Source organism: Cellulomonas sp. URHD0024, from assembly GCF_000426185.1.
Taxonomy (GTDB): Bacteria; Actinomycetota; Actinomycetes; order Actinomycetales; family Cellulomonadaceae; genus Cellulomonas.
This window is the reverse complement of the sequence record NZ_AUEW01000001.1, coordinates 1,011,097-1,032,758: the sequence shown is the minus strand read 5'-3', so window position 1 is coordinate 1,032,758 and position 21,662 is coordinate 1,011,097. Positions and strand designations below refer to the sequence as shown.

Genomic DNA, 21,662 nt, shown 5'->3' with positions numbered 1-21,662 from the left:
GTCAGCGGGTCCAGCTCCGGTGGCGACGCGACGTGGCGCGCTCGACGAGCGGACGCGCCTCGTGCTCCGCGGCGATCGCCGCCCGCTCCGCGAGCGCGTGCAGCCGACCGTAGGTGAAGGTGTCCTCGCCGTCTGCGGCGGCCTGCAGGCTCAGGCGCCGGAGCGTCTCGCGACGAACGACCGCGTCGTGCTGCTCGCCCAGGACCTCCTGCAGCGCGTGGGCGCGCTTGGCGCTCTTGTGAGCCGGTCGACCGAACGCACCGGACGCCACCTCGCTGGCGTAGCGGGCTCGGCGCGCCGCCTTGCGGACCTCGTGCAACGCCTCGTCCCGCTCGTCGTGTGCCGCTGCGTCGAGCGCGTCGACCGTGCGGTCCAGGCGCCGCCAGGCGCGCCGTGCGCCCCGGCGGAGATCGTCCACGGCCCACGAGGCCTCGGCGGCGTCGTGGAGCAGGTGAACGAGCTCTGCCCACCCGGAGGCGAGCCAGCCGCCCAGCTCGTCGAGGCCCGCCTGCTCGGTGGCGGTGAGGTCCTCCTCGATGCGCAGCGCGACCGGGCCGCGCACGAGGTCCGGCGGCTGGGCTCGCAGGACGCCGCGGAGGGCGTGCAGCTCGACGGCGGGGTCGCGCGCCGCTCCGAGCGCGTGACCGAGCTCCCGCAGGACCGTCCGGAGCCGGTCGTCGTCCGCCCCGTAGACCGCCAGGGCGGTGCGTAACCGCCGGCTCGCGGTCCGGGCGTCGTGCACGGCATCCCGGTCGCCCACCCGGAGCCCGGGCTCGACCTCGACGAGCCGAGCCGTGTGCTTGGCGACGTAGGCGCGCACGTCCTCGTCGGCGGTGGTGTCGTTTCCCATCAGGCCTCGCGGGATCGCGTCATGGGACGAGCGTGCCAGGAGCGCCCCTGGACGGCGATCGCGCACGTCGCGAGGCGTGTGTGACGCCCCTAGCGGGGCACCGCCTGCTGCACCGACCAACGGTTCCCGTCCGGGTCGGTGAAGTAGGTGAACCGACCCCAGGGCATCTCCTCGACAGGGGAGGCCTCCACGCCGTTCGCGAGGAGGTGGGTGCGCACAGCGTCGGCGTCGTCCACGACCACCTGCAGCCCCTGCACGGCACCGGGCGCCATCGGCGTGATGTTGAGGTCCAGCACGATCGAGCACGCCGACCCGGGCGGTGTCAGCTGCACGAACCGCAGGTCGTCGTTGACGGTGATGTCGTGGTCGTCGTGGAAGCCCACCTGGTCCACGTAGAACGCCTTGGCGCGGTCCAGGTCCGCGACGGGGATGGGCACCAGCTCGATCTTCATGTCCATGGTGTGCTCCTCTCGGGTCGTCCCTCGAGCATCGTCCGAGAAGAGGTCATCCGCCGTCCTGTACGTAGGCTCGACGCATGACGAACCCCATCCGCATCGGAGTCCAGCTCCAGCCGCAGCACGCCGAGTACGCCCAGATCCGCGACGCCGTGCGTCGCGCGGAGGACCTCGGCGTCGACGTGATCTTCAACTGGGACCACTTCTTCCCGCTCAACGGCGACCCGGACGGCAAGCACTTCGAGTGCTGGACCATGCTCGGCGCCTGGGCGGAGCAGACCAGCCGCGTGCAGATCGGCGCGCTCGTCACGTGCAACTCGTACCGCAACCCCGAGCTGCTCGCGGACATGGCCCGGACCGTCGACCACATCAGCGGGGGCCGCCTGATCCTCGGGATCGGCGCCGGATGGTTCGAGAAGGACTACGACCAGTTCGGGTACGAGTTCGGGACGGCGGGCAGCCGGATCGCGGACCTCGCGCAGGCGCTCCCGCGGATCAAGGCGCGCTGGGCCGCGTCGAACCCGGTCCCGACGCGGGACATCCCCGTGCTGATCGGCGGGGGCGGCGAGCGCAAGACGTTGCGGGTCGTCGCCGAGCACGCGGACGCGTGGCACTCGTTCGGCGACGTCAACACGCTGACGCGCAAGAGCGCGATCCTGGACGAGCACGGTGCGGCCGTCGGGCGGGACACCGCCAGCCTGGTCGAGCGGTCCGTCGGGGTCGGCGCACCCCCGAGCGCGGTCGCGGACGAGCTCCTCGCCGCCGGCGTCACGCTCTTCACCGTCGGCGCGAGCGGACCGGACTACGACCTCTCGCTCGTCGAGCAGTGGGTGACCTGGCGCGACGCACGTGGGTGACGCCTCGTCCGACGTCGGCCGGCGCGCCTAGGCTCGGAGGCGATGAGTCCAGCCAGCCGCACTGAGCCCAGGTGGGGTCGGCGTGTGCTGCTCACCCTCGGGGCTCTGCTCCTGGCGCTCGTGTACGGGGTCTCGACCGCGTCCGTGGAGAGCAGCCTCGGACCGCACGAGGCGCGGTACGACGTCACGACGGACGGCACCGTCACCATCGACCTCGGGCCGCTGGGCACCTTGCGGATCGCTTCACCGCTGCCGCTGACCCTCGGCGTGCGTGTCACCGTGCAGGAGATCCCGGCGTCGGTCACGCAGCTCGGCCAGGCCAAGACGCTCGAGGCGCTCAGCGGGGACCTGCAGTCCTACCTCCAGTTCTTCTCCGGGCCTCAGGCCACCGTCCAGGACGTCGCACGAGCGCTCGTGCTCGACGCCGCGGTGCGCACCCTGCTGGCGTTCGCGGGGCTCGTCGGAGCCTGGTGGCTCGTGCGGTTGCTCGTGGGACGGGTGCGGTGGCAGGAGCTGCACGACCGGGCTGAGCCGCATCTGCGCGCCTCCTTCGTGGCCACGGCCCTGGTCCTCGTCGGCGCACTGGTGCTCACCTCGAGCGAGGGCGGCGACAAGCCGATCGCCTCGCACACGGCGTCGGCGGTGTTCGACGGCACGCCGCTGGAGGGTGCGGAGGTGACGGGTCGGCTGGGCGGCGTCATCGACACGTACGGGAGCCAGGTGATCTCGCAGCTGCGCATGAACGAGGAGTTCTACGCCAAGGCCAACACCTCGCTCGAAGCCGCGTGGGACGTGCGGCAGGCGAAGATCGACCAGCGGGCGGAGGTCCGGCCCGCGCCGGCGGCCTCGTCGTCCGGACCGTCGTCCGGACCGTCGTCCGAGCCGTCGTCCGGACCGTCGCTCGGACCGTCGCCCGAGTCGTCGCTCGGACCGTCGCCCGCGCCCTCCGGCCAGGCGACCGAGGGTGCCGACCAGATCGACGAGGAGGACCTGCTGACCGTCGTCCTCATCTCCGACCTGCACTGCAACGTGGGGATGGCGCCCCTGATCAGCACTCTCGTCAAGCGGTCGGGCGCCGATCTCGTGCTCGACGCGGGGGACACCACGCTGAACGGCACGAGCGTCGAGCAGTACTGCGTGACCACGTTCGCGCGGGCCATCCCGAAGGACGTCGAGCTCGTCACGTCGCCGGGGAACCACGACTCGCGGGAGACCTCCAAGCGCTACGCCCGGGCCGGAGCCACGGTCCTGGACGGGTCGGTGGTGTCGGTCGACGGCCTCCGGGTCCTGGGGGACCGCGACCCGAACGAGACCCGTGTCGGGGCCGGCGGAACGGCTCTGGCCTCCAAGGAGTCCGCCGACCACGAGGCGGCCCGGCTCGCGCGGACCGCGTGCGGCGACCACGACGGCGTCGACCTCCTGCTCATCCACACCCCGACCGTCGGCGACGACACCCTCGCCCGCGGCTGCTCGCCCGCGCAGATCTCGGGGCATCTGCATCGGCGTTACGGACCCGAGCGCACCGGTCGGGGCGTGCGCTACATCAGCTCGAGCACCGCCGGGGCGACCCTCGGCCAACCCACCGTCGGACCGCTCCACGGCGTCGCCGAGATGACCGTGCTGCGGTGGGACCGCACGTCCCGGCGCTTCGTCGACTACCAGGTGGTGGAGGTTCGGCCGGACACGACGGCGAGCGTCTCGCCCCGGACGCGGTGGCCGTCCGTGACGGTCGGACCCGCCGTCCCTGGCTCGCCGTTCGGTCGGACCCCGGTGTGAGCGGCCGCGGCGAGCGTCGCCGGGTGCTGGGAGTGTGCCTGTCTAGGCTGGGCGCGTGAGCACGCCGACCACGCCCGAGCTGAGCGCCGTCACGCAGGACTACCTCAAGGTCGTCTGGTCGGCGCGCGAGTGGTCCACGCAGCCCGTCACCACCAAGATGCTGGCTGCCCGGCTGGGCGTCGGTCCGTCGACCGTCTCGGAGACCGTCCGTCGGCTTGCGGACAGCGGGCTGGTGACGCACGAGCCCTACGGCGCCGTCGAGCTCACCCCCGACGGCGAGCGGCACGCCCTGGCGGTGGTCCGCAGGCACCGGCTCATCGAGACGTTCCTGGTGGAGGTGCTCGGGTACGGCTGGGACGAGGTGCACGACGAGGCAGAGATCCTCGAGCACGCCGTCTCGGACGTGTTCGTCGAGCGGATCGCCGCCCAGCTGGGGCATCCTCGACGCGACCCGCACGGTGACCCGATCCCCGCGGCGGACGGCTCGATCCAGGTGCCACCCGCGACCCTGCTCTGGGACGCGCCGACCGGGGAGTGGGCCGTCGCGCGGATCTCGGACGCCGATCCCGAGCTGCTGAGGTACGTCGACACCGTCGGTCTGGTGCTCGACGCACCGCTGACGGTGGTGGAGCGACGCGCCGTCGCCGGGGTGATCTCCGTGTCCGTCGGTCCGGGCGGCGCGCAGGGGCGGCGGACCGTGGATCTCGGCGAGGTCGCCGGGCGGGCGATCTGGCTGGTCCCGGCGCCGTGACGTAGGCTCTAGGCATCCACCGGAGTTGTCGACGACGCGCCTCCGCCGCCTTGTCGAATCGATTCGTTCCGGAGGAGCCACGTGCTGTCAACCGCACGCGCCCGCGCGGCGCTCTTCGCGCTCGCCCTCGGGGGCTTCTGCATCGGCACCACCGAGTTCGCGACCATGGGGATGCTGCCCGAGATCGCGACGGACCTCGGGGCTCCCATCCCGACGACCGGGCACGCCATCACCGCGTACGCGCTCGGCGTCGTCGTCGGCGCACCGACGATCGCGGTGCTCAGCGCCCGGATGGACAGACGCAGGCTCCTGCTCCTGCTCATGTCCGCGTTCGTCGTCGGCAACATCCTCTCCGCACTCGCGCCGAGCATGCGGACGCTGGTCGCCTTCCGGTTCCTCGCAGGGCTGCCGCACGGCATCTTCTTCGGGGTCGGCGCCGTGATGGGAGTCGCCGTGGTCGGCATCGAACGCCGCGGCCGCGCCGTTGCCGCGATGATGGCCGGTCTGACGATCGCGTGCGCGGTCGGCGTCCCGCTGACGTCGGTCGTCGGCGACACGGTCGGTTGGCGCTGGTCGTTCGTCGGGGTGGGCGTCCTCGGCCTGCTGACGCTGGCTGCGCTGTGGGCGTGGACGCCGTCGCTGCCCGTCGTCGAGGGCACCACCGTGCGGACGGAGGTCTCGGCGCTGCGCAACAGCCGGCTGTGGATCGCCTTCGGCGCCGGCGCGATCGGCTTCGGCGGCATGTTCGCCGTGTACTCCTACGTGAAGCCGCTGCTCACCGAGGTGACCGGCCTGGGGGTCGGGCTCGTCCCGGTGGTCCTCGCGCTCTACGGCATCGGCATGACGATCGGCACCATGGTCGGCGGACGCCTCGCGGACCGGTCGGTGCTCGGCACCGTGATCGGGAGCATGGTCGCCACGATCGTCGTGCTCGTCGTCATCGCCCTCGTCGGCTCGTACCCGGTTCCCGCGGTGCTCGCGCTCGTGATGCTCGGGGTGACGTCGCAGGTCCTCGGCCTCTCGCTCCAGACGCGGCTCATGGACGTCTCGCCCGCCGCGCCGTCGCTCGGTGCGGCGCTGTGCCACTCGGCGCTCAACCTCGGCAACGCCGCGGGGGCGTTCGTCGGCGGTCTCGTCATCGCCGGCGGGATGGGCTACCTCGCCCCCGCGTGGGTCGGCGCGGGCCTCACGGCGATGGGGCTGATCGTGGTTCTCGCGGCCGGTCGGGGGGCTCCGCCGTCGTTCGTAGGGACGCCGTCTGCGCCGACGAGCACCGAAGACGCTGTGCGAGACCTCACGCCCGAGCTGAGCTCCCGCTGACCTGAGCACGCCGTCCGGGGCACCCGAGCGGCGACCTGAGCCGTGCACCGCCCGGTAAACTCGACGGGTGACCTCGCAGGACGCTCCCGACACCACCGCCCCGACGACGTCCGACGACGTCCCGTTCCGCTATACGGCCGACCTCGCGCGCGAGATCGAGCTCCGCTGGCAGGACGAGTGGGAGCAGCGCGGCACGTTCTTCGCCGCCAACCCCGTCGGCGGCCTGACGGACGGCCACGGACGCAACGCGGACCCCTCGCAACCGGCGTTCTTCGTGATGGACATGTTCCCGTACCCCTCGGGCGCGGGCCTGCACATCGGGCACCCGCTGGGCTACATCGGCACCGACGTCGTCGGCCGGTTCCGTCGGATGCAGGGCGACAACGTCCTGCACGCGCTCGCCTTCGATGCCTTCGGCCTCCCGGCCGAGCAGTTCGCGGTCCAGACGGGTCAGCACCCGCGCACCACCACCGAGGCGAACATCGTCATCATGAAGCGCCAGCTCCGGCGCCTGGGCCTGGCGCACGACTCGCGCCGCACCTTCGCGACGATCGACCCCGCGTACGTGCGCTGGACGCAGTGGATCTTCTTGCAGATCTTCGAGTCCTGGTACGACGAGACCGCGGTGCGCCCGGACGGCGGTCTCGGCCGTGCCCGTCCGATCGCGGAGCTCGTCGCGGAGTACGACTCGGGGGTGCGGAGCACCCCGGACGGCACAGAGTGGGCGTCGCTCGATCCAGTCGAGCGGCGTCGCGTCCTGGACACGCACCGCCTGGCCTACGTCTCGGAGACGCCGGTCAACTGGTGTCCGGGTCTGGGCACCGTGCTGGCCAACGAGGAGGTCACCTCGGACGGGCGCTCCGAGCGCGGCAACTTCCCGGTGTTCCAGCGCAGCCTGCGGCAGTGGAACATGCGGATCACGGCCTACGCCGACCGGCTCGTGGACGACCTCGAGCTCATCGACTGGCCCGACAAGGTCAGGGCGATGCAGCGCAACTGGATCGGTCGCTCGCACGGTGCGCGCGTCACGTTCGCGGTCCAGGGCGGTGACCAGGTCGAGGTGTTCACCACGCGCCCGGACACGCTGTTCGGCGCCACGTTCGTCGTCGTCGCCCCGGAGCACCCGCTGCTCGACGAGGTTCCCGCGGCGTGGCCTGACGGAACCAAGGACGTGTGGACCGGCGGCCACGACTCGCCGATCGACGCGGTTGCGGCCTACCGCGCCGAGTCGGCGGCCAAGACAGCGGTCGAGCGGCAGGCGGACGCGGGCCGCAAGACCGGCGTGTTCACCGGGCACCTGGCCACGAACCCCGTCAACGGCGACCTGCTGCCCGTCTTCACGGCGGACTACGTCCTCATGGGCTACGGCACCGGCGCGATCATGGCCGTCCCGGGTGGCGACGAGCGCGACTTCGCGTTCGCCGAGGCGTTCGACCTGCCGATCGTGTACACGGTCGACGCACCCGAGGGCACCCCGCCGGGGGCGCGCACCGGCGACGGACGCACGATCAACTCGTCGAACGACGAGATCTCGTTGGACGGGCTGTCGGTCCCCGAGGCGAAGTCCGCGATCACCGACTGGCTCGCCGCGCGCGGCGTCGGCGAGGGAACCGTCACGTACCGCCTGCGTGACTGGCTCTTCAGCCGCCAGCGCTACTGGGGCGAGCCGTTCCCCATCGTCTACGACGAGCACGACCTGCCGCTGGCCGTCCCCGACTCGGCCCTGCCGGTCAACCTGCCGGACGTGCCCGACTACTCGCCGCGCACGTTCGACGCCGACGACGCGCACTCCACCCCCGAGCCGCCGCTGGGTCGCAACGAGGACTGGGTCAACGTCACGCTCGACCTGGGCGACGGACCCAAGGTCTACCGTCGCGACACGAACACGATGCCCAACTGGGCGGGTTCCTGCTGGTACTACCTGCGCTACCTCGACACGACGAGCGACGTCACGCTCGTCGACCCGGCCCTCGAGCGGTACTGGATGGGCCCCGGCCACGGGGAGCAGAAGCCCGGCTCGATCGGTGGCGTCGACCTCTACGTCGGCGGCGTCGAGCACGCCGTCCTGCACCTGCTCTACGCGCGGTTCTGGCACAAGGTGCTGCATGACCTGGGGCACGTCGCCAGCGGCGAGCCGTTCCACAAGCTGTTCAACCAGGGCTACATCCAGGCGTACGCCTACACCGACGCCCGCGGCGTGCACGTGCCGGCGGACGAGGTCGTCGAGGACGCGTCCGTCGAGACCGGGTTCTCGTGGCGCGGCGAACCCGTCAACCGCGAGTACGGGAAGATGGGCAAGTCGCTGAAGAACATGGTGACGCCCGACGACATGTATGCCGAGTACGGCGCCGACACGCTGCGCGTGTACGAGATGTCGATGGGCCCGCTCGACCTGTCGCGTCCGTGGGAGACCCGGGCCGTCGTCGGGTCGCAGCGGTTCCTGCAGCGTTTGTGGCGCAACGTCGTCGACGAGCGCACGGGTGACCTCGTCGTCACGGACGACGAGCCGTCGGACGAGACGTTGCGGGTCCTGCACCGCACGATCGCCGACGTCACCACGGACATGGCGGCGATGCGCATCAACACCGCCATCGCCAAGCTGATCGTGCTGAACAACCACCTGACCACCCTGCCGACGACGCCCCGGGCGGCCGTCGAGCCGCTGGTCCTAATGACCGCGCCCGTCGCGCCGCACGTCGCCGAGGAGCTGTGGCAGCGGCTCGGCCACGACGGCTCGCTCGCGCACGAGCCGTTCCCCGTCGCCGATCCCGGGTACCTGGTCGAGGACACCGTCACCTGCATCCTTCAGGTGCAGGGCAAGGTGCGCGGCCGTGCCGAGGTCCCCGTCGACGCCTCCGACGACGACCTGCGCGCCCTGGCGCTCGCCGACGCGGGCGTGCAGCGGGCGCTGGACGGCCGGGACATCCGGACGGTCATCGTCCGCGCGCCCAGGCTGGTCAACGTGGTGCCGGTCTGAGCCGCCGGCCGGAACCACCTGCCTGGGTCGCGGTCGTCACCGACTCCACCGCGTCGCTGCCCGACGGGGTCGCGGAGCGCTGGGGGATCGGCGTGGTCCCGCTCGACGTGATCGTGGACGGCGTCGAGCACGTCGAGGGCGTCGACATCACCGCCCCCGAGCTGCTCGGCGCGCTGACCCAGGGGTCCCGCAAGGTCACCACCTCGCAGCCACCGCCTGCGGCGTTCGCGGCGGCCTACGAGCGGGCTGCCGCGGCCGGGGCGCGGGAGATCGTCTCCGTGCACCTGTCCGGGGAGCTGTCGGGCACCGTCCGCGCAGCGCGGCTCGCGGCCGCATCCTCCCCGGTGCCGGTGCAGGTCGTCGACTCCCGCGCCGTCGGCATGGCTCTCGGGTTCGCCGTCGTCGAGGCCGCCCGCTTCGCCGCGCTCCCGGAGCCAGCCGAGCCCGCCTCGACGACCGGCCGGCTGGCGGCCGCGCGCTCGTGGTGGCAGGACCGCCACCGCGTCGCGCCGGTCGCTCCTGCGGCGGCGGAGGTGGCGTCCCGTGCCCACCGCACGGCCGAGTCCGCGCGCGTCTGGTTCCTGGTCGACTCGCTCGACCACCTGCGACGCGGCGGCCGGCTCAGCGCCCCGGCGGCGGCTCTGGGCACGGTGCTCGGTCTCCGGCCGATCCTGACGCTCTCCGACGGGAGCGTCGCGCTGCTCGAGAAGGTCCGCACGCGCCGCGCCGGCCGGGACCGGCTCGTCGCCCTCGCTCTCGCCGACGCCTCCGGGCGCCCGCAGGCGCGCATCGCCGTGCACCATCTCCGGCAGCCCGAGATGGCGCAGGCGCTCGCTGACGAGCTCGTCGCTGCTCTCGGCGACCGGCTGGTCGAAGCCGTGGTCAGCGAGTCGAGCGCCGTCCTGGCCGCGCACGCGGGGCCCGGCGTGCTCGGCATCGTCGTCGCCGACGCCTGAGGCCCGGACGGCTGCGGTCGCCGAGCCGACCACAGCCACCTGCGCTCATCCACCCCGTCCGCGGATCGCGCCTGTGCGGATCGCTGACCGGGCCCGGCGACCTACGGTCACCAGGTGCTGCGCCGAGACCGTGAGCTGACCCGCGCGGTCCGTGAGCGCCTCGACGCGGTGAGCGCATCGCCCGGTCGTGGTCCCCACCCCGGGTGGGTGCCGAGCCTCGACGGCCCGAGCGGCTCCGACCCGGACGGCGCGCGACCGACGGACGGGCTGCCCGTCGCTCCGCTCGACGCGCCGTCCGTCGTACCGCTCGCCGCCTTGCCCGTCGCTCCGCCCGACGCGCTGCCCGTCGTACCGCTCGGCCCGCCGCCCGTGCCGTCGCCGTCGGTCCACGCCTGGCCGGGCCGCGCTGACGGCCTGGTCCCGGAGCTCCGACCACCGACCCGCTCGACGGCCGCTCTGCGCGCAGCAGCAGGCTCGTACGCCGTCACGCACGGCACACCGCTCGGCAGGTATCCGCGGCGGCGGGTGCGCTGGTCGGTGTCCTGGCGGCTCGTCGGCGTCGCCGGGGCCACCGTTCTGCTCCTGGCCGGCGGCGTCGCGCTGCGCGCCGCGTCCGCGGCTCCAGGCCCACCCGTCGCTCTGCCGGTACCGGCGCCCGCGGGCACCCAGTCGTCTACCGGGACACCCGGTGCGCAGACGTCGCCCGCGGCGCCCGTGGTCGTCGACGTGGTCGGCGCGGTGAGGACCCAGGGCGTCGTCCGACTGCCGGCCGGGTCACGCGTCGTCGACGCGGTCGCCGCAGCGGGCGGCACCGCGCCGGACGCGGAGGTCGGCTCGCTCAACCTCGCACGCTTGATCGTCGACGGCGAACAGATCGTGGTTCCGCGGCCCGGGGACACTCCCGCGCCCGGCGTCCCCGCCGCCTCGGCCGACGACCGGGTGGACCTGAACACGGCGGACGCGGCTGCGCTCGACGCGCTCCCGGGGATCGGGCCGGTGCTCGCCGCTCGGATCGTCGCCCACCGGGACGAGGGGCCGTACGCATCCGTCGACGATCTCGGCGACGTGAGTGGCATCGGCCCCACGCTGCTCGACCGCCTTCGGGACCTGGTGCGCGTGTGACGACGCTCGAGACGCCACCCGACGACCGCGAGCCGACGGTGACCGTGGACCTGCGCCTGGCGGCCGCTGCGCTCGGTTCGTGGCTCGCCGCACTCGCCGTCGTCCGCACGGCGCCGTCGACCGCTGCTCTCGTCGCCGGCGCGTGCCTGGTCGTCGTGGCGGCCGGCGCCGCTGTTCGCCGCTCGGGTGGGCGGCAGATGCGCGTGGAGACACCCCGCGGTCCGACCGACCGCTCGGTCGTCGACGCCTCCGCACTCCCAGATTCCTCCGCGGCGCCGCGACTATGCGGGCCCGAGTCGCCGGCTCGGTCCCGCCGTGCGACATCCCGTGCGCGGTCAGCCGTCGCTCGACGGGGTCCAGCGGCACCCGGCGTGGCTCCCACCGTCGCCCTCGCGCTCCTGGCGGTTGCCGCCGTCCTCGGTGCGGGCGCCGAGCAGACCCATGTCCGCGCCCTGGGTCTGCTCCCACGGCTCGCGGCGACGCAGTCGGCCGCGGTGCTGACGGGGCGGGTGGTCGGTGAGCCTGCCGTCCTGCCGCCCGCCTGGCCCGGTGCACCGCCCCGCGCCCGGTGCGTCGTCGCGGTCGGGACGATCTCCGCCCGCGGCCGGGCGTCCGGTGCCGTGGGTCAGGTCCTCGTCCTCGGACCGCCCGCACTCGCGAGCGCGCGGTTCGGCGCGCGCGTCCGGGTCGTCGGGCGGTTGCAGCCCAGCACCCGCGGTGCGCGGCTGGTGGCGGTGCTCCTGACCAGCGCCGCACCTGAGCTCCTCGGCGACCCGGGGCCCTGGGACGCTGTCGCCGGGGTCGTCCGCCAGGACGTCGCCGATCTCGCGCGCCCGCTGCCCGGCGACGCCGGAGCGCTCCTTCCCGGGGTGACGGTCGGCGACACGAGCGGCGTGCCGACCGACCTGGCGGCGGACATGCGCGTCGCGGGCCTGACGCACGTCACGGCGGTCTCGGGAGCGCACTTCTCTCTGGTCGCGGTCCTCGTGCTGACCCTCGCGACGGCAGCACGCCTTCCGCGCGGAATGCGGGTCGCGCTGGTGGTGACAGCGATGGCCGCCATGGTGACCCTGGTGCATCCGTCGCCGAGCGTCGTTCGTGCGGCGGCCATGGGGCTCGTCGCGGCGGGCGGCCTGCTCCTCGGGCGTCCGCACAGGGCACCGCCCGCGCTCTTCGCCTCGGTCGTCGTCCTGCTGGTGAGCGACCCGTGGCTGGCCGGCGAGCTCGGCTTCCTGCTGTCGGTCCTCGCGACAGGTGGTCTCGTGCTTCTGGGCGGCCCCCTCGCGCAGCGCTGGTCGGGCCGGTGCGGCCGGCCGGTCGCGCAGGTCCTCGCGCTGCCGGTCGCCGCTCAGCTCGTCTGCGCGCCGGCGAGCCTGCTGGCCACCCCGTCGGTGGCGACGTACGCGATCCCGGCGAACCTGCTCGTCGCGCCGGCTGTGGCACCCGCGACCGTGCTGGGGCTGGCGGCAGGCGCTCTAGCGTCGTGGTGGCCGTGGGGCGCGCAGCTGCTCGCGCTGGGCGCAGGTGCAGCGTGCTGGTGGATCGGGGCTGTCGCCCGTGTGGCCGCTGCCGCTCCGGGCGCACAGGTCGCCTGGCAACCCGGTGTCGTCGGGATCGTCCTGCTCACGGTCACGGCACTGAGCGTGGCGCGGCTGCTCGTCGCCCGACGCTGTCGGTGAGGTCTGGCAGGCTGTACGCGTGCCCCCCGCAACCCGCCGTGCCGCCGCGAAGACCGTCGGCGTCTCGTGGGATGCCGTCGAGCTCGCGCCGGTCCTGCTCGTCAGCGGAGCCGAGGACCTGCTCGCGGATCGCGCTGTCGATCGCGTGGTCGCCTTGGCGCGATCGACGGACCCCGACGTCGAGGTGACCCGGTTGGACGGCGCCGACTACGTCGTGGGAACGCTCGGAGTCGTCGCGAGTCCCTCACTCTTCGCCGAGGACAAGGTCCTGGTGGTGGGTTCGCTGGACAAGGGTCCCGACGAGCTCCTGGCCGACATCACGGAATACGTGGCGGCGCCACCGCCTGGAGTGGTGCTCGTCCTGAGGCACTCGGGTGGCGTGCGCGGCAAGAAGCTGCTCGACCTGCTGCGCTCCACGGGCGTACCCACCGTGGCATGCGACGTGATCAAGTCCGACTCGGACAAGAGTGCATTCGTGACGGCCGAGCTGCGGCGGGCCGGACGACGCGCCGACGCAGGCGCGGTCCGGGCCCTGGTCGACGCGGTGGGGAGCGACCTGCGCGAGCTCGCAGCGGCCTGCGCCCAGCTGGTGGCCGACACGTCGGGCCTGATCGGTGCCGACGTCGTGGAGCGCTACTACGGCGGGCGGATCGAGGCGACGGGCTTCCGGGTCGCCGATGCGGCAGTTGCGGGAAACTCCGGTCAGGCGGTCGCACTGCTCCGGCACGCGCTGGCCACAGGCGTCGACCCGGTCCCCATCGTCGCGGCGCTCGCCGCCAAGCTTCGCGTGCTGGCCAAGGTCGCTGCGGTCCGGGGGCGTGGCGCCGGCGCCGTGCGGGATCTTGGTCTGGCGCCGTGGCAGACGGATCGCGCGATGGCCGACCTGAGGCGCTGGACCCCCGAAGGCCTCGCCGGTGCCATCTCTGCGGTCGCGCAGGCGGATGCAGAGGTCAAGGGGGAGGGGCGAGACCCTCAGTTCGCCGTCGAGCGAGCGGTCCTTCGCGTCGCGGCGTCGGTCGGCAGCTGAGTCCGGCCCGTCCTGCCCGGTCGCGCTGGCCGGACTCGGTCGTCAGGCCACGAGCGTGACGGCAGGCCCCAGGACGTCACCCTGCAGGAGCTCGAAACCCAGGGCGACGCACTCGTCGACGAGCCGGTGGTTCCAGACGCGTTCCGCCACGAGGACGGCCCCGTTGCGGCGAGCCAGCTGAACGATCTGCGGTCCGAGCCGCTCGACGTCGCGGACGTCGATCTTCACGAAGTCGGCGTAGGGCAGCATCGCCACCTGGTCCGGCTCCGCCGCGAAGTCGTCGATCGCGATCCTGTAGCCACGCTGGCGCAGCCTCGACAGCCCGCCGAGCACGGCGTCGTCGGCGGTGACCGACTCGACGATCTCGAGGACGAGTCGTCCGGCATGGCCCGGCAGGGGGCGCTCGTTGACCACGAACGAGCGGGTGACGTTGACGAACGCCGGGTTCGTGTCTCCGGGCGGCCCGTCGCCGAACAGCACATCCAGGACCGACGCGGTCGCGATGTCCTGCCGGTCCGAGCGCCAACGGTCCACCTGGGCCGGTAGGCCGTCTCGAGACCGGTAGAGGAACTCGTTGCCGAAGAGCCGACCGTCGGAGGTCCAGATCGGCTGTCGCGCGATCGGGAGCTTCGAGGGCGTTGTGGGAGACACTGCGGCCACGGTCACGTGACATGAGAGCAGGGTGTGTCTCATCTATGACGCGAGTCACCCGATCGGCTGAACCTGGGGTGGCCGGTCGGTGCCGTGCAGCACCGCACGCCGGCTAGGTGGCTGCGCCCGGTCCGGGGCTCAGTGGTTCGTGCGGGGCGCTCCGGCACGGTCCAGCACCCCGGCTCGCTCCAGCAGGTTGCCCTGGAACAGCGTGAAGCCGAGGTCGCGGGCGTGGCGCAGCGTGTCCGGGCTCTCGACGAACTCGGCGACGAGGAGCGCACCGTAGGACCGCGCGAGGTGCACGACCGGCGGTCCCTCGACGTCGAGGTCCCGGACGTCGATCTTGACGAAGTCGGCGTGCGGCAGCAGCCGACGCTGGTTGGCGTTGCTGACGAACGACGGGACGGCGATCCGGAAGCCTTGCTCGCGCAGGCGTCGGATGCCCGCGATCACCGCGGGATCGATGGTCACACCGTCGTTGATCTCGATGACCAGGCGGTCCGGTCTGCTCGGCACGGGCAGCTCGCCGACCAGGTAGGCGCGCGGGCACCGGACGAAGAGCAGGCGTCCGTGGGCGACGTGCTCGAGATCGACGCGGCCGAACGTGGCGCCGAGGACGTGTGCCGTGGCGCGCTCGTGCTGGTGCGAGTTCCACGTCGTTGCGGTTGCCGTGTGCTGGTCGGGCGAGCGGAACGACAGCTGGTAGGCGAAGGGACGGCCGTGCTCGGAGAAGATCCCCTGGCGGGCGACGAGAACCGGTTCGCGGGCGATGCGCTGCGACCACTCCTGGCGAAGGGCCAGAGGGATGGCGTCCTCGACCGCGGCCGCGAGGTCCGCGAGCCTGCCGTCGGCGTCGTCCGGTGTCATGCGAACTATGACATCACAAGTTCGAGCCTATGAACGTGGAACTGTGGGTGGAATTCTCATGGGGCGCCGGAAGGTCCCGATCGGACGGGTGACAAATCGAGAAGTTTTCACCCGATCTCGGTCGAACCGGTCGGACGGCGAAGCGGGGGGCACTTCATCGGTCATCATGGTGTTGACCGATCCGTTGCTTAATTTGACAGGAGATCCATCATGTCCCGTTCCATCAAGTCCGCCCTGGCCATCGTCGCAATCGCCGCTGCGCTCGGCCTCACCGGTGGACCGGCGGCCGTCGCCACCGGGTCGATCCAGCTGAACGGCGGGGCCACTGGGTGCTGCCGGATGGCGGTCTGAGCGAGCCACGGCGGTGGGGAAGCGCTCTGTCACATCATCACCCCCCGCAGGGGTGGTGCAACACGGAGACGTCACACATACAATGACTGACCATGACCACGATTGCTGACCGGGTGCGCGATGCCCGGCTCGCTGCGGGACTGTCACAGACCGCGCTTGCCGGGTCCGCGTTCTCCCCGAGCTACATCTCCCTGATCGAGGCGGGTCATCGTGAACCGACCGACTCCGCCCTTGCTGTGCTCGCCATCCGACTGGGCACGACCCTCGAGTTCCTCAAGCACGGCGAGGACGGACCGAACGAGGCACGGACCCGGCTCGAGATCGACTACGCACGGCTCGATCTGACCCAGGGTGACGCTGCCGGCGCCCAACGACGCCTCGAGGTCCTCGACCTCGACATCGTCTCGCCGGCGCTCCGCGTCGAAGCCCTGACCACGCTGGCCCGTGCGCACGAGGGTCTCGGCGACCTGGAGTCGGCCGTGGCGATCCTCGAGCCCCTGCTCGAGGACGCGCGCAGCCGGTCGCACCACGTCGAGTCGGCAAAGCTGGCCAACGCGCTCGTCGCCTCCTACCTCGAAGCCGGCGACCTGCACCGCGCGGTCGAGGTGGGGGAGCACACGCTGACCGAGCTGGAGGCCGCGGAGCTCACGGGGACCGACGGACACCTTCGACTGGCGTCGACGGTCCTGTGGGCCTACGTCGAGCGCGGCGACCTCCTCTATGCGACGCACCGGGCGGCAGAGCTCGTGCGGCTGGCCGAGTCGCTCGGCACGCCGCGAGGTCGGGGGAGCGTGTACTGGAACGCTGCTCTCGTGGCCGAGCAGCGCCGCGACTACGAGCTGGCTCAGCGCTACACCGAACGGGCGCTCGCGCTCCTCTCGGAGGGTGAGCCGGACCGGGATCTCCCGCGTCTGCGGCTCAACTACGCGTGGCTGCTGCTGCGCTCCGAGCCGGCAGATCCGAAGGCCGCGCTCGAGCAGATCGAGCGTGCGGCACCGGACCTCGCCGTCCTCGGCTCGGAGCTGGAGATGGCCAGGCTCGACGTCGAGCGCTCTCGGGCGCATCTCCTGCTGGGAGACGTCACCAGGGCCGAGGGGTTCGCGACCGCCGCACTCGAGCGGCTGGGCGAGCCGCCGCGGGTCGAGACGGCGATCGCCCGCCTCGCCCTCGGCGACACCCTGCACGCGCAGGGCGACCTCGAGGGATCCGCACGTGCCTACCGTCTTGCGGCAGACATGCTCGGCATGATGTCGGCGTCGCGGCAGTCTGCGGCTGCCTGGCGTGACCTCGGCGACCGGTACGCGTTGCACGGCGACACCTCGCGTGCCGCGGAGGCGTACGACCGCGCACTGCGGGAGGCGGGTTTCCGGCCTACCGTGCCGCTCAGCTCGTGGGAGACGTGGTCCCTGGCCTGATCGGCCCGAACGAACGAGAAGGCGTCCCCGACCGGGGGCGCCTTCTTGCGTCCCGCCAGGCGGGAGGCGGGAGGGACGACGAACGGGGCCGGCCCGAAGGCCGACCCCGTTCGTGGATCTCAGTGCAGCAGGCTCAGAGAGCGGCGACCGACTTGGCCAGCGCTGACTTCTTGTTGGCCGCCTGGTTGGCGTGGATGACGCCCTTGGAGACGGCCTTGTCGAGCTTGCGCGAGGCGGACACGAGCGCCGTGTTGGCAGCGTCCTTGTCGCCACCGGCGACGGCCTCACGGACACGACGGATGTGGGTCCGGAGCTCGGACCGCACCGCCTTGTTGCGCAGGCGCGCCTTCTCGTTGGTGGTGATGCGCTTGATCTGGGACTTGATGTTGGCCACGTATGGACTCTCTTGTGCGTTCGCCGAAGCGATCTGACAGGTCGTAGAGGGCGCACACAGCTCCGGGACTGGGGCGTGGGGATACCCGCGGAGAGGAACTGGGCTTGTGCCCGCCGACCCGGGCGGACACGCGACTGCCCATACTACCAGGCCAGTGGTGTCAGACCGAAACCCTGACCAGTCCTGGCCGACCGGTCACCACCCGTTGCACTCCCGCAGCGCTGCTGTGACCCGGTCGAACAGGGCGCGGTCCATGACGGCTCCCTCGCGGCGGAACGCGGTGGGGTGCAGCTGCACGACCCGATCGAGTCGGACCTCGCTCGGTCGTCGACGCGCGTCCCACGGCCCCGAACCGATGTCCAACCAGACGCGTCCGTGGCGGGCCTCGTTCGCAGCGTTGCGCGAGTGGTCCTTGCTCGTGAGCATCAGGCCGATCACGGAAGCGCCGTTGCGGGCGACGACGAGGACCGGCCGGTCCTTCCCCTGGCTGACGTCCTCCTCGTACGGCACCCACCCCCAGACGATCTCGCCAGGATCGGCGTCGCCGTCGAGGCTCGGTGCGTACAGCGGGTGGACGGGGCCGTGGTGGTCCGGCAGGACGACCCTGCGAGCGGGGGTCGCCGGTGCGGGCGCGCGACGGACGTCACGGCCGACCAGTCTGCTCAGGAGGCGGTGCAGCGTCGCCCAGCGGGTCCGTCCGGTCACGTGGGAGAACCTACCGGGCAGCGGCCGGGCCGGGGGCTCTCGGGACGTGCGCGCACCTCTGGGTCCGGCGAACACGTTCTGTTACCTGATCGGCCGATCCGTAACGCGTTGTTATCACCGGACGGCTACTGTCCGGGGCATGGCGGACCTGTTCGACGACTACCCAGCGGGCGCAGCCTGGGACGAGATGATCGGCGCCGACGGCGGTTCGCGTGCGGCCTACAAGGGTCTGCACACGGCCCTCGCCGAGCTGAGCGCGGGCGAGCTGCGCGGCCGCGCGGAGACGTTGGCGCGGTCCTACCTCGCGCAGGGCGTGACGTTCGACTTCGCCGGCGAGGAGCGACCGTTCCCGCTGGACGTCGTCCCGCGCGTCGTAGCCGGGGACGAGTGGGAGCACGTCGCACCCGGGGTCGCCCAGCGGGTGCGTGCGCTCGAGGCGTTCCTCGCCGACGTGTACGGCCCGCAGCGGGCGATCACCGACGGCGTGATCCCACGCTCGACCGTCGTCTCGTCGACGAACTTCCTGCGGGCAGCCCGGGGCATCACCCCGCCCAACGGCGTGCGTGTCCACGTCTCCGGGATCGACCTGATCCGCGACAGCCTCGACGGCTGGCGGGTCCTCGAGGACAACGTCCGCGTCCCGTCGGGCGTCAGCTACGTGCTGTCCAACCGGCGGGCGATGGCGCAGACGTTCCCCGAGCTCTTCGCGGCCTTGCGGATCCGACCGGTCGCCGACTACCCACGCCGGCTGCTCGCCGCCCTGACGGCCGCCGCGCCGCACGGCGTCGACGAGCCGACGGTCGTCGTGCTCACCCCCGGCGTGTTCAACAGCGCCTACTACGAGCACTCGCTGCTGGCCCGGATGATGGGCGTCGAGCTCGTCGAAGGCAGGGACCTGTTCTGCGCGAGCGGACGCGTCTGGATGCGGACCACCCAGGGCCGCCGTCGCGTCGACGTGATCTACCGGCGGGTCGACGACGACTACCTGGACCCGGTCGTCTTCCGCAACGACTCGTTCCTGGGAAGTCCAGGGCTGATGACCTGCGCGCGCAACGGCACCGTCACCATCGCGAACGCGGTGGGCAACGGGGTCGCCGACGACAAGCTCGTCTACACCTACGTGCCGGACCTGATCCGCTACTACCTGTCGGAGGAGCCGATCCTGCGCAACGTCGACACGTGGCGGCTCGAGGAGCCCGACGCGCTCGAGGAGGTGCTCGACCGTCTCGACGAGCTCGTGGTCAAGCCTGTCGACGGGTCGGGCGGCAAGGGTCTGGTCGTCGGACCGAGGGCGTCGCAGCACGAGCTGGCGGCGTTGCGCGTCCGGCTCCGTGAGGACCCTCGCGGCTGGATCGCCCAGCCGGTGGTCCAGCTCTCGACGATCCCGACACTGATCGGCGACGCCCTGCGGCCCCGGCACACGGACCTGCGACCGTTCGCGGTCAACGACGGCGAGTCCGTGTTCGTCCTGCCCGGCGGCCTGACGCGTGTGGCGCTCCCGGAGGGTGAGCTCGTCGTCAACTCCTCGCAGGGCGGCGGTTCGAAGGACACCTGGGTGCTCGGCGGTGCCGTGCCCCGCCGTGCGGTCCGGCTGGGTTCCGACCTGCCGCAGTCGGTGGCGCAGGACGAGGCGGTGCCCATCGACTCGAACCCGAACGACGTGCGCGCCCAGGTCATGCAGCAGCAGCAGACGCGGTCGTTCCCGGTCACGTCGTCGTCGGAGTCGGGCGGAGGTGGTGCCGCGTGCTGAGCCGGATCGCGGAGTCGCTGTTCTGGATCGGTCGGTACGTCGAGCGGGCCGACGACACGGCACGTCTGCTCGACGTGCACGTGCAGATCCTGCTCGAGGACCCGTGGGCAGAGGAGGACCTCGCCTGCCGCTCCTTGCTGTCGGTGATGGACCGGCCGGCCGAGCCGAGCCACGTGGAGGTCGGCCGCGAGTACGTGCTCGACATGCTGGCGTACGACAGGTTCGCGCCGTCGTCGATCGCCGGTTCGCTGGTCTCGGCGCGTGAGAACGCGAGGCGGGCCCGAGAGACGATCTCGACCGAGCTGTGGGAGGCGCTCAACGCCACCTGGAACCAGCTGCCGTCGCACATGCGGCCGGCTCGACCGCACGACTACTTCACGTGGGTGCGTGAGCGTGCGGCCGTCGTCGCCGGGATCACCGACTCCGCGACATCGCGCGACGACACGTGGAACTTCATGGTCCTCGGGCGTTCGATCGAGCGCGCCGACATGACCGCACGGTTGCTGACCACCCGCGCTCTGGCCGGTTCGGCCGGGCCGAGCTGGACGACGCTGCTGCGGTCCTGCGGTGCGCACGAGGCGTTCCTGCGGATGTACCGCGGAGCCGCGTCCGACGAACGCGCCGCCGGGTTCCTGCTGACGGACCAGCTCTTCCCGCGGTCGATCGTCTTCGCGCTCAACCAGGCCGAGTCGTGCCTGGCCGCGCTGGAGCCGACTGCGGACCGCGCCGCCGTCGACGACGCACGACGGCACATCGGCTACGTCCGGACGAACCTGGAGTACCGGCCCCTCATCGAGGTGCTCGACACCCTGCCCAAGGAGATGGAACGCGTGCAGCGAGCCTGCTCTGCCGCGTCGGACGCGATCCGTGGTCGCTACTTCCCGAGCGGCTCCGCGACGAACTGGGTGGGGGAGGCGCTGTGAGTCGGCTGCGCGTGGTCCACACGTCCGCGTTCCAGTACGCGAGCCCGGTGCTGGCCTCGTACAACGAGGCACGCATGACACCGCTGACGCAGCACGGCCAGACGGTGCTGGAGTCGAAGATCGAGGTGCAGCCGCACACCGGCTGGTCCGAGTACCGCGACTACTGGGGCACGGCCGTCTCCGCGTTCGAGGTGCTCACGCCGCACGAGTCGATGGTGGTGACCGCCGAGCACCTGGTCGACGTGGCCGAGCGCCAGCCGCTGCGGAACCCCGCCGGGTGGGAGACCCTGCGCGGCGCCGAGCTTCGTGACCGGCTGGCCGAGTTCCTCTCGGACACGCCGACCACCGCGCCGCCCGACGAGGTCGTCGAGCTGGCCAAGCGCGTGGCAGCGTCGCTGACCCCGGCCGAGGCCGCGCTGGCGGTCAGCAACGCGCTGCGGGACGAGGTCGAGTACATCCCGGGCGCGACGACCGTGCACACGCCGGCATCCGAGGCGTGGGCCAAGCGCGCCGGCGTCTGCCAGGACCTGGCGCACCTGGTCTCCGGGGCGCTGCGGTCGATCGGCATCCCGGCCAGGTACGTGTCCGGCTACCTGCACCCCGACGACGAGGTGGAGATCGGGACGACGGTCAGCGGCGACTCGCACGCCTGGGTCGAGTGGTGGGTGGGCGAGTGGTTCGCGTACGACCCGACCAACCGGTCGATCGCCGGTGACCACCACGTGGTGATCGCGCGCGGACGCTGCTACGACGACGTGCCGCCGCTGCGCGGGATCTTCGCGGGTGCGGGGACGCAGGAGACCTCCGTGACGGTGCAGATCACGCGCGAGGCCTGA

Annotated in this window: 20 protein-coding genes; 14 read left to right on the top strand and 6 right to left on the bottom strand. The window is 72.3% G+C overall.

Annotation, left to right across the window (positions count from 1 at the left end):
* Position 1 precedes the first annotated feature (1 nt).
* Complete coding sequence (locus I847_RS21955) at positions 2-850, bottom strand: CHAD domain-containing protein (RefSeq protein WP_051274439.1); 849 nt, start codon at positions 848-850, stop codon at positions 2-4.
* Between the two features lie 89 nt (positions 851-939).
* Entirely contained in the window at positions 940-1,308 is a 369-nt protein-coding gene (locus tag I847_RS0104775) for a VOC family protein (RefSeq protein WP_028048784.1), read from the bottom strand.
* Positions 1,309-1,385: 77 nt separating this feature from the next.
* Between I847_RS0104775 and I847_RS0104770 the strand changes: the two genes are divergently transcribed.
* The 9 genes from I847_RS0104770 to holA all read left to right on the top strand — a co-directional run bounded on the left by I847_RS0104770 (position 1,386) and on the right by holA (position 13,770).
* Complete coding sequence (locus I847_RS0104770) at positions 1,386-2,162, top strand: LLM class F420-dependent oxidoreductase (RefSeq protein ID WP_028048783.1); 777 nt, start codon at positions 1,386-1,388, stop codon at positions 2,160-2,162.
* 42 nt (positions 2,163-2,204) lie between these two features.
* A complete protein-coding gene (locus I847_RS27335; protein ID WP_028048782.1) occupies positions 2,205-3,938 on the top strand; it encodes a metallophosphoesterase in 1,734 nt (577 codons plus the stop codon).
* A gap of 55 nt (positions 3,939-3,993) precedes the next feature.
* Positions 3,994-4,689 (top strand): metal-dependent transcriptional regulator, encoded by a 696-nt coding sequence (locus I847_RS0104760; protein WP_028048781.1) that lies wholly within the window; start codon positions 3,994-3,996, stop codon positions 4,687-4,689.
* Between the two features lie 81 nt (positions 4,690-4,770).
* Positions 4,771-6,009, top strand: coding sequence for an MFS transporter (locus I847_RS0104755; RefSeq protein WP_028048780.1), 1,239 nt, complete (start codon positions 4,771-4,773; stop codon positions 6,007-6,009).
* A 67-nt stretch (positions 6,010-6,076) separates the two neighbouring features.
* Positions 6,077-8,986 carry a leucine--tRNA ligase gene (leuS, locus tag I847_RS0104750; protein WP_028048779.1) on the top strand — a complete coding sequence of 970 codons (2,910 nt, stop codon included), beginning with the start codon at positions 6,077-6,079 and terminating at the stop codon, positions 8,984-8,986.
* Positions 8,983-9,942 (top strand): DegV family protein, encoded by a 960-nt coding sequence (locus I847_RS0104745; protein ID WP_028048778.1) that lies wholly within the window; start codon positions 8,983-8,985, stop codon positions 9,940-9,942. Before leuS ends, I847_RS0104745 begins: the two co-directional genes overlap by 4 nt.
* Before the next feature lie 114 nt (positions 9,943-10,056).
* Complete coding sequence (locus I847_RS27330; protein ID WP_231384073.1) at positions 10,057-11,064, top strand: ComEA family DNA-binding protein; 1,008 nt, start codon at positions 10,057-10,059, stop codon at positions 11,062-11,064.
* On the top strand, positions 11,061-12,743 hold the full coding sequence (locus tag I847_RS21945) for a ComEC/Rec2 family competence protein (protein ID WP_051274437.1): 1,683 nt from the start codon (positions 11,061-11,063) through the stop codon (positions 12,741-12,743). Before I847_RS27330 ends, I847_RS21945 begins: the two co-directional genes overlap by 4 nt.
* A gap of 19 nt (positions 12,744-12,762) precedes the next feature.
* Positions 12,763-13,770, top strand: coding sequence for a DNA polymerase III subunit delta (gene holA, locus I847_RS0104730; protein ID WP_028048777.1), 1,008 nt, complete (start codon positions 12,763-12,765; stop codon positions 13,768-13,770).
* Between the two features lie 42 nt (positions 13,771-13,812).
* Here holA and I847_RS0104725 read toward each other — a convergent pair whose 3' ends face one another.
* Both I847_RS0104725 and I847_RS0104720 read right to left on the bottom strand, forming a co-directional pair.
* Positions 13,813-14,421, bottom strand: a complete 609-nt coding sequence (locus I847_RS0104725) for an EAL domain-containing protein (protein ID WP_028048776.1) — start codon at positions 14,419-14,421, stop codon at positions 13,813-13,815.
* A 138-nt stretch (positions 14,422-14,559) separates the two neighbouring features.
* A complete protein-coding gene (locus tag I847_RS0104720) occupies positions 14,560-15,288 on the bottom strand; it encodes an EAL and HDOD domain-containing protein (RefSeq protein WP_028048775.1) in 729 nt (242 codons plus the stop codon).
* Between the two features lie 210 nt (positions 15,289-15,498).
* Here I847_RS0104720 and I847_RS26560 point away from each other — a divergent pair, with 210 nt between their 5' ends.
* Together I847_RS26560 and I847_RS0104710 are read left to right on the top strand one after the other, a co-directional pair.
* The gene (locus I847_RS26560) at positions 15,499-15,639 is read left to right on the top strand and encodes a hypothetical protein (protein ID WP_155855987.1); all 141 of its coding nucleotides are present in this window, start codon (positions 15,499-15,501) and stop codon (positions 15,637-15,639) included.
* A gap of 92 nt (positions 15,640-15,731) precedes the next feature.
* The gene (locus tag I847_RS0104710) at positions 15,732-17,054 is read left to right on the top strand and encodes a helix-turn-helix domain-containing protein (RefSeq protein WP_028048774.1); all 1,323 of its coding nucleotides are present in this window, start codon (positions 15,732-15,734) and stop codon (positions 17,052-17,054) included.
* Between the two features lie 133 nt (positions 17,055-17,187).
* On the opposite strand, the gene rpsT is transcribed toward I847_RS0104710, so the two are convergent.
* Both rpsT and I847_RS21940 read right to left on the bottom strand, forming a co-directional pair.
* Positions 17,188-17,448, bottom strand: a complete 261-nt coding sequence (gene rpsT / locus I847_RS0104705) for a 30S ribosomal protein S20 (RefSeq protein WP_028048773.1) — start codon at positions 17,446-17,448, stop codon at positions 17,188-17,190.
* Positions 17,449-17,643: 195 nt separating this feature from the next.
* Positions 17,644-18,153, bottom strand: coding sequence for a type II toxin-antitoxin system PemK/MazF family toxin (locus I847_RS21940; RefSeq protein WP_028048772.1), 510 nt, complete (start codon positions 18,151-18,153; stop codon positions 17,644-17,646).
* Between the two features lie 139 nt (positions 18,154-18,292).
* Between I847_RS21940 and I847_RS0104695 the strand changes: the two genes are divergently transcribed.
* From I847_RS0104695 to I847_RS0104685, 3 genes are read left to right on the top strand one after another with little or no spacing between them, the layout of a single operon-like run.
* Positions 18,293-19,903 carry a circularly permuted type 2 ATP-grasp protein gene (locus tag I847_RS0104695; protein WP_028048771.1) on the top strand — a complete coding sequence of 537 codons (1,611 nt, stop codon included), beginning with the start codon at positions 18,293-18,295 and terminating at the stop codon, positions 19,901-19,903.
* The gene (locus I847_RS0104690; protein ID WP_028048770.1) at positions 19,897-20,826 is read left to right on the top strand and encodes an alpha-E domain-containing protein; all 930 of its coding nucleotides are present in this window, start codon (positions 19,897-19,899) and stop codon (positions 20,824-20,826) included. Before I847_RS0104695 ends, I847_RS0104690 begins: the two co-directional genes overlap by 7 nt.
* Positions 20,823-21,662 carry a transglutaminase family protein gene (locus tag I847_RS0104685; RefSeq protein ID WP_028048769.1) on the top strand — a complete coding sequence of 280 codons (840 nt, stop codon included), beginning with the start codon at positions 20,823-20,825 and terminating at the stop codon, positions 21,660-21,662. Before I847_RS0104690 ends, I847_RS0104685 begins: the two co-directional genes overlap by 4 nt.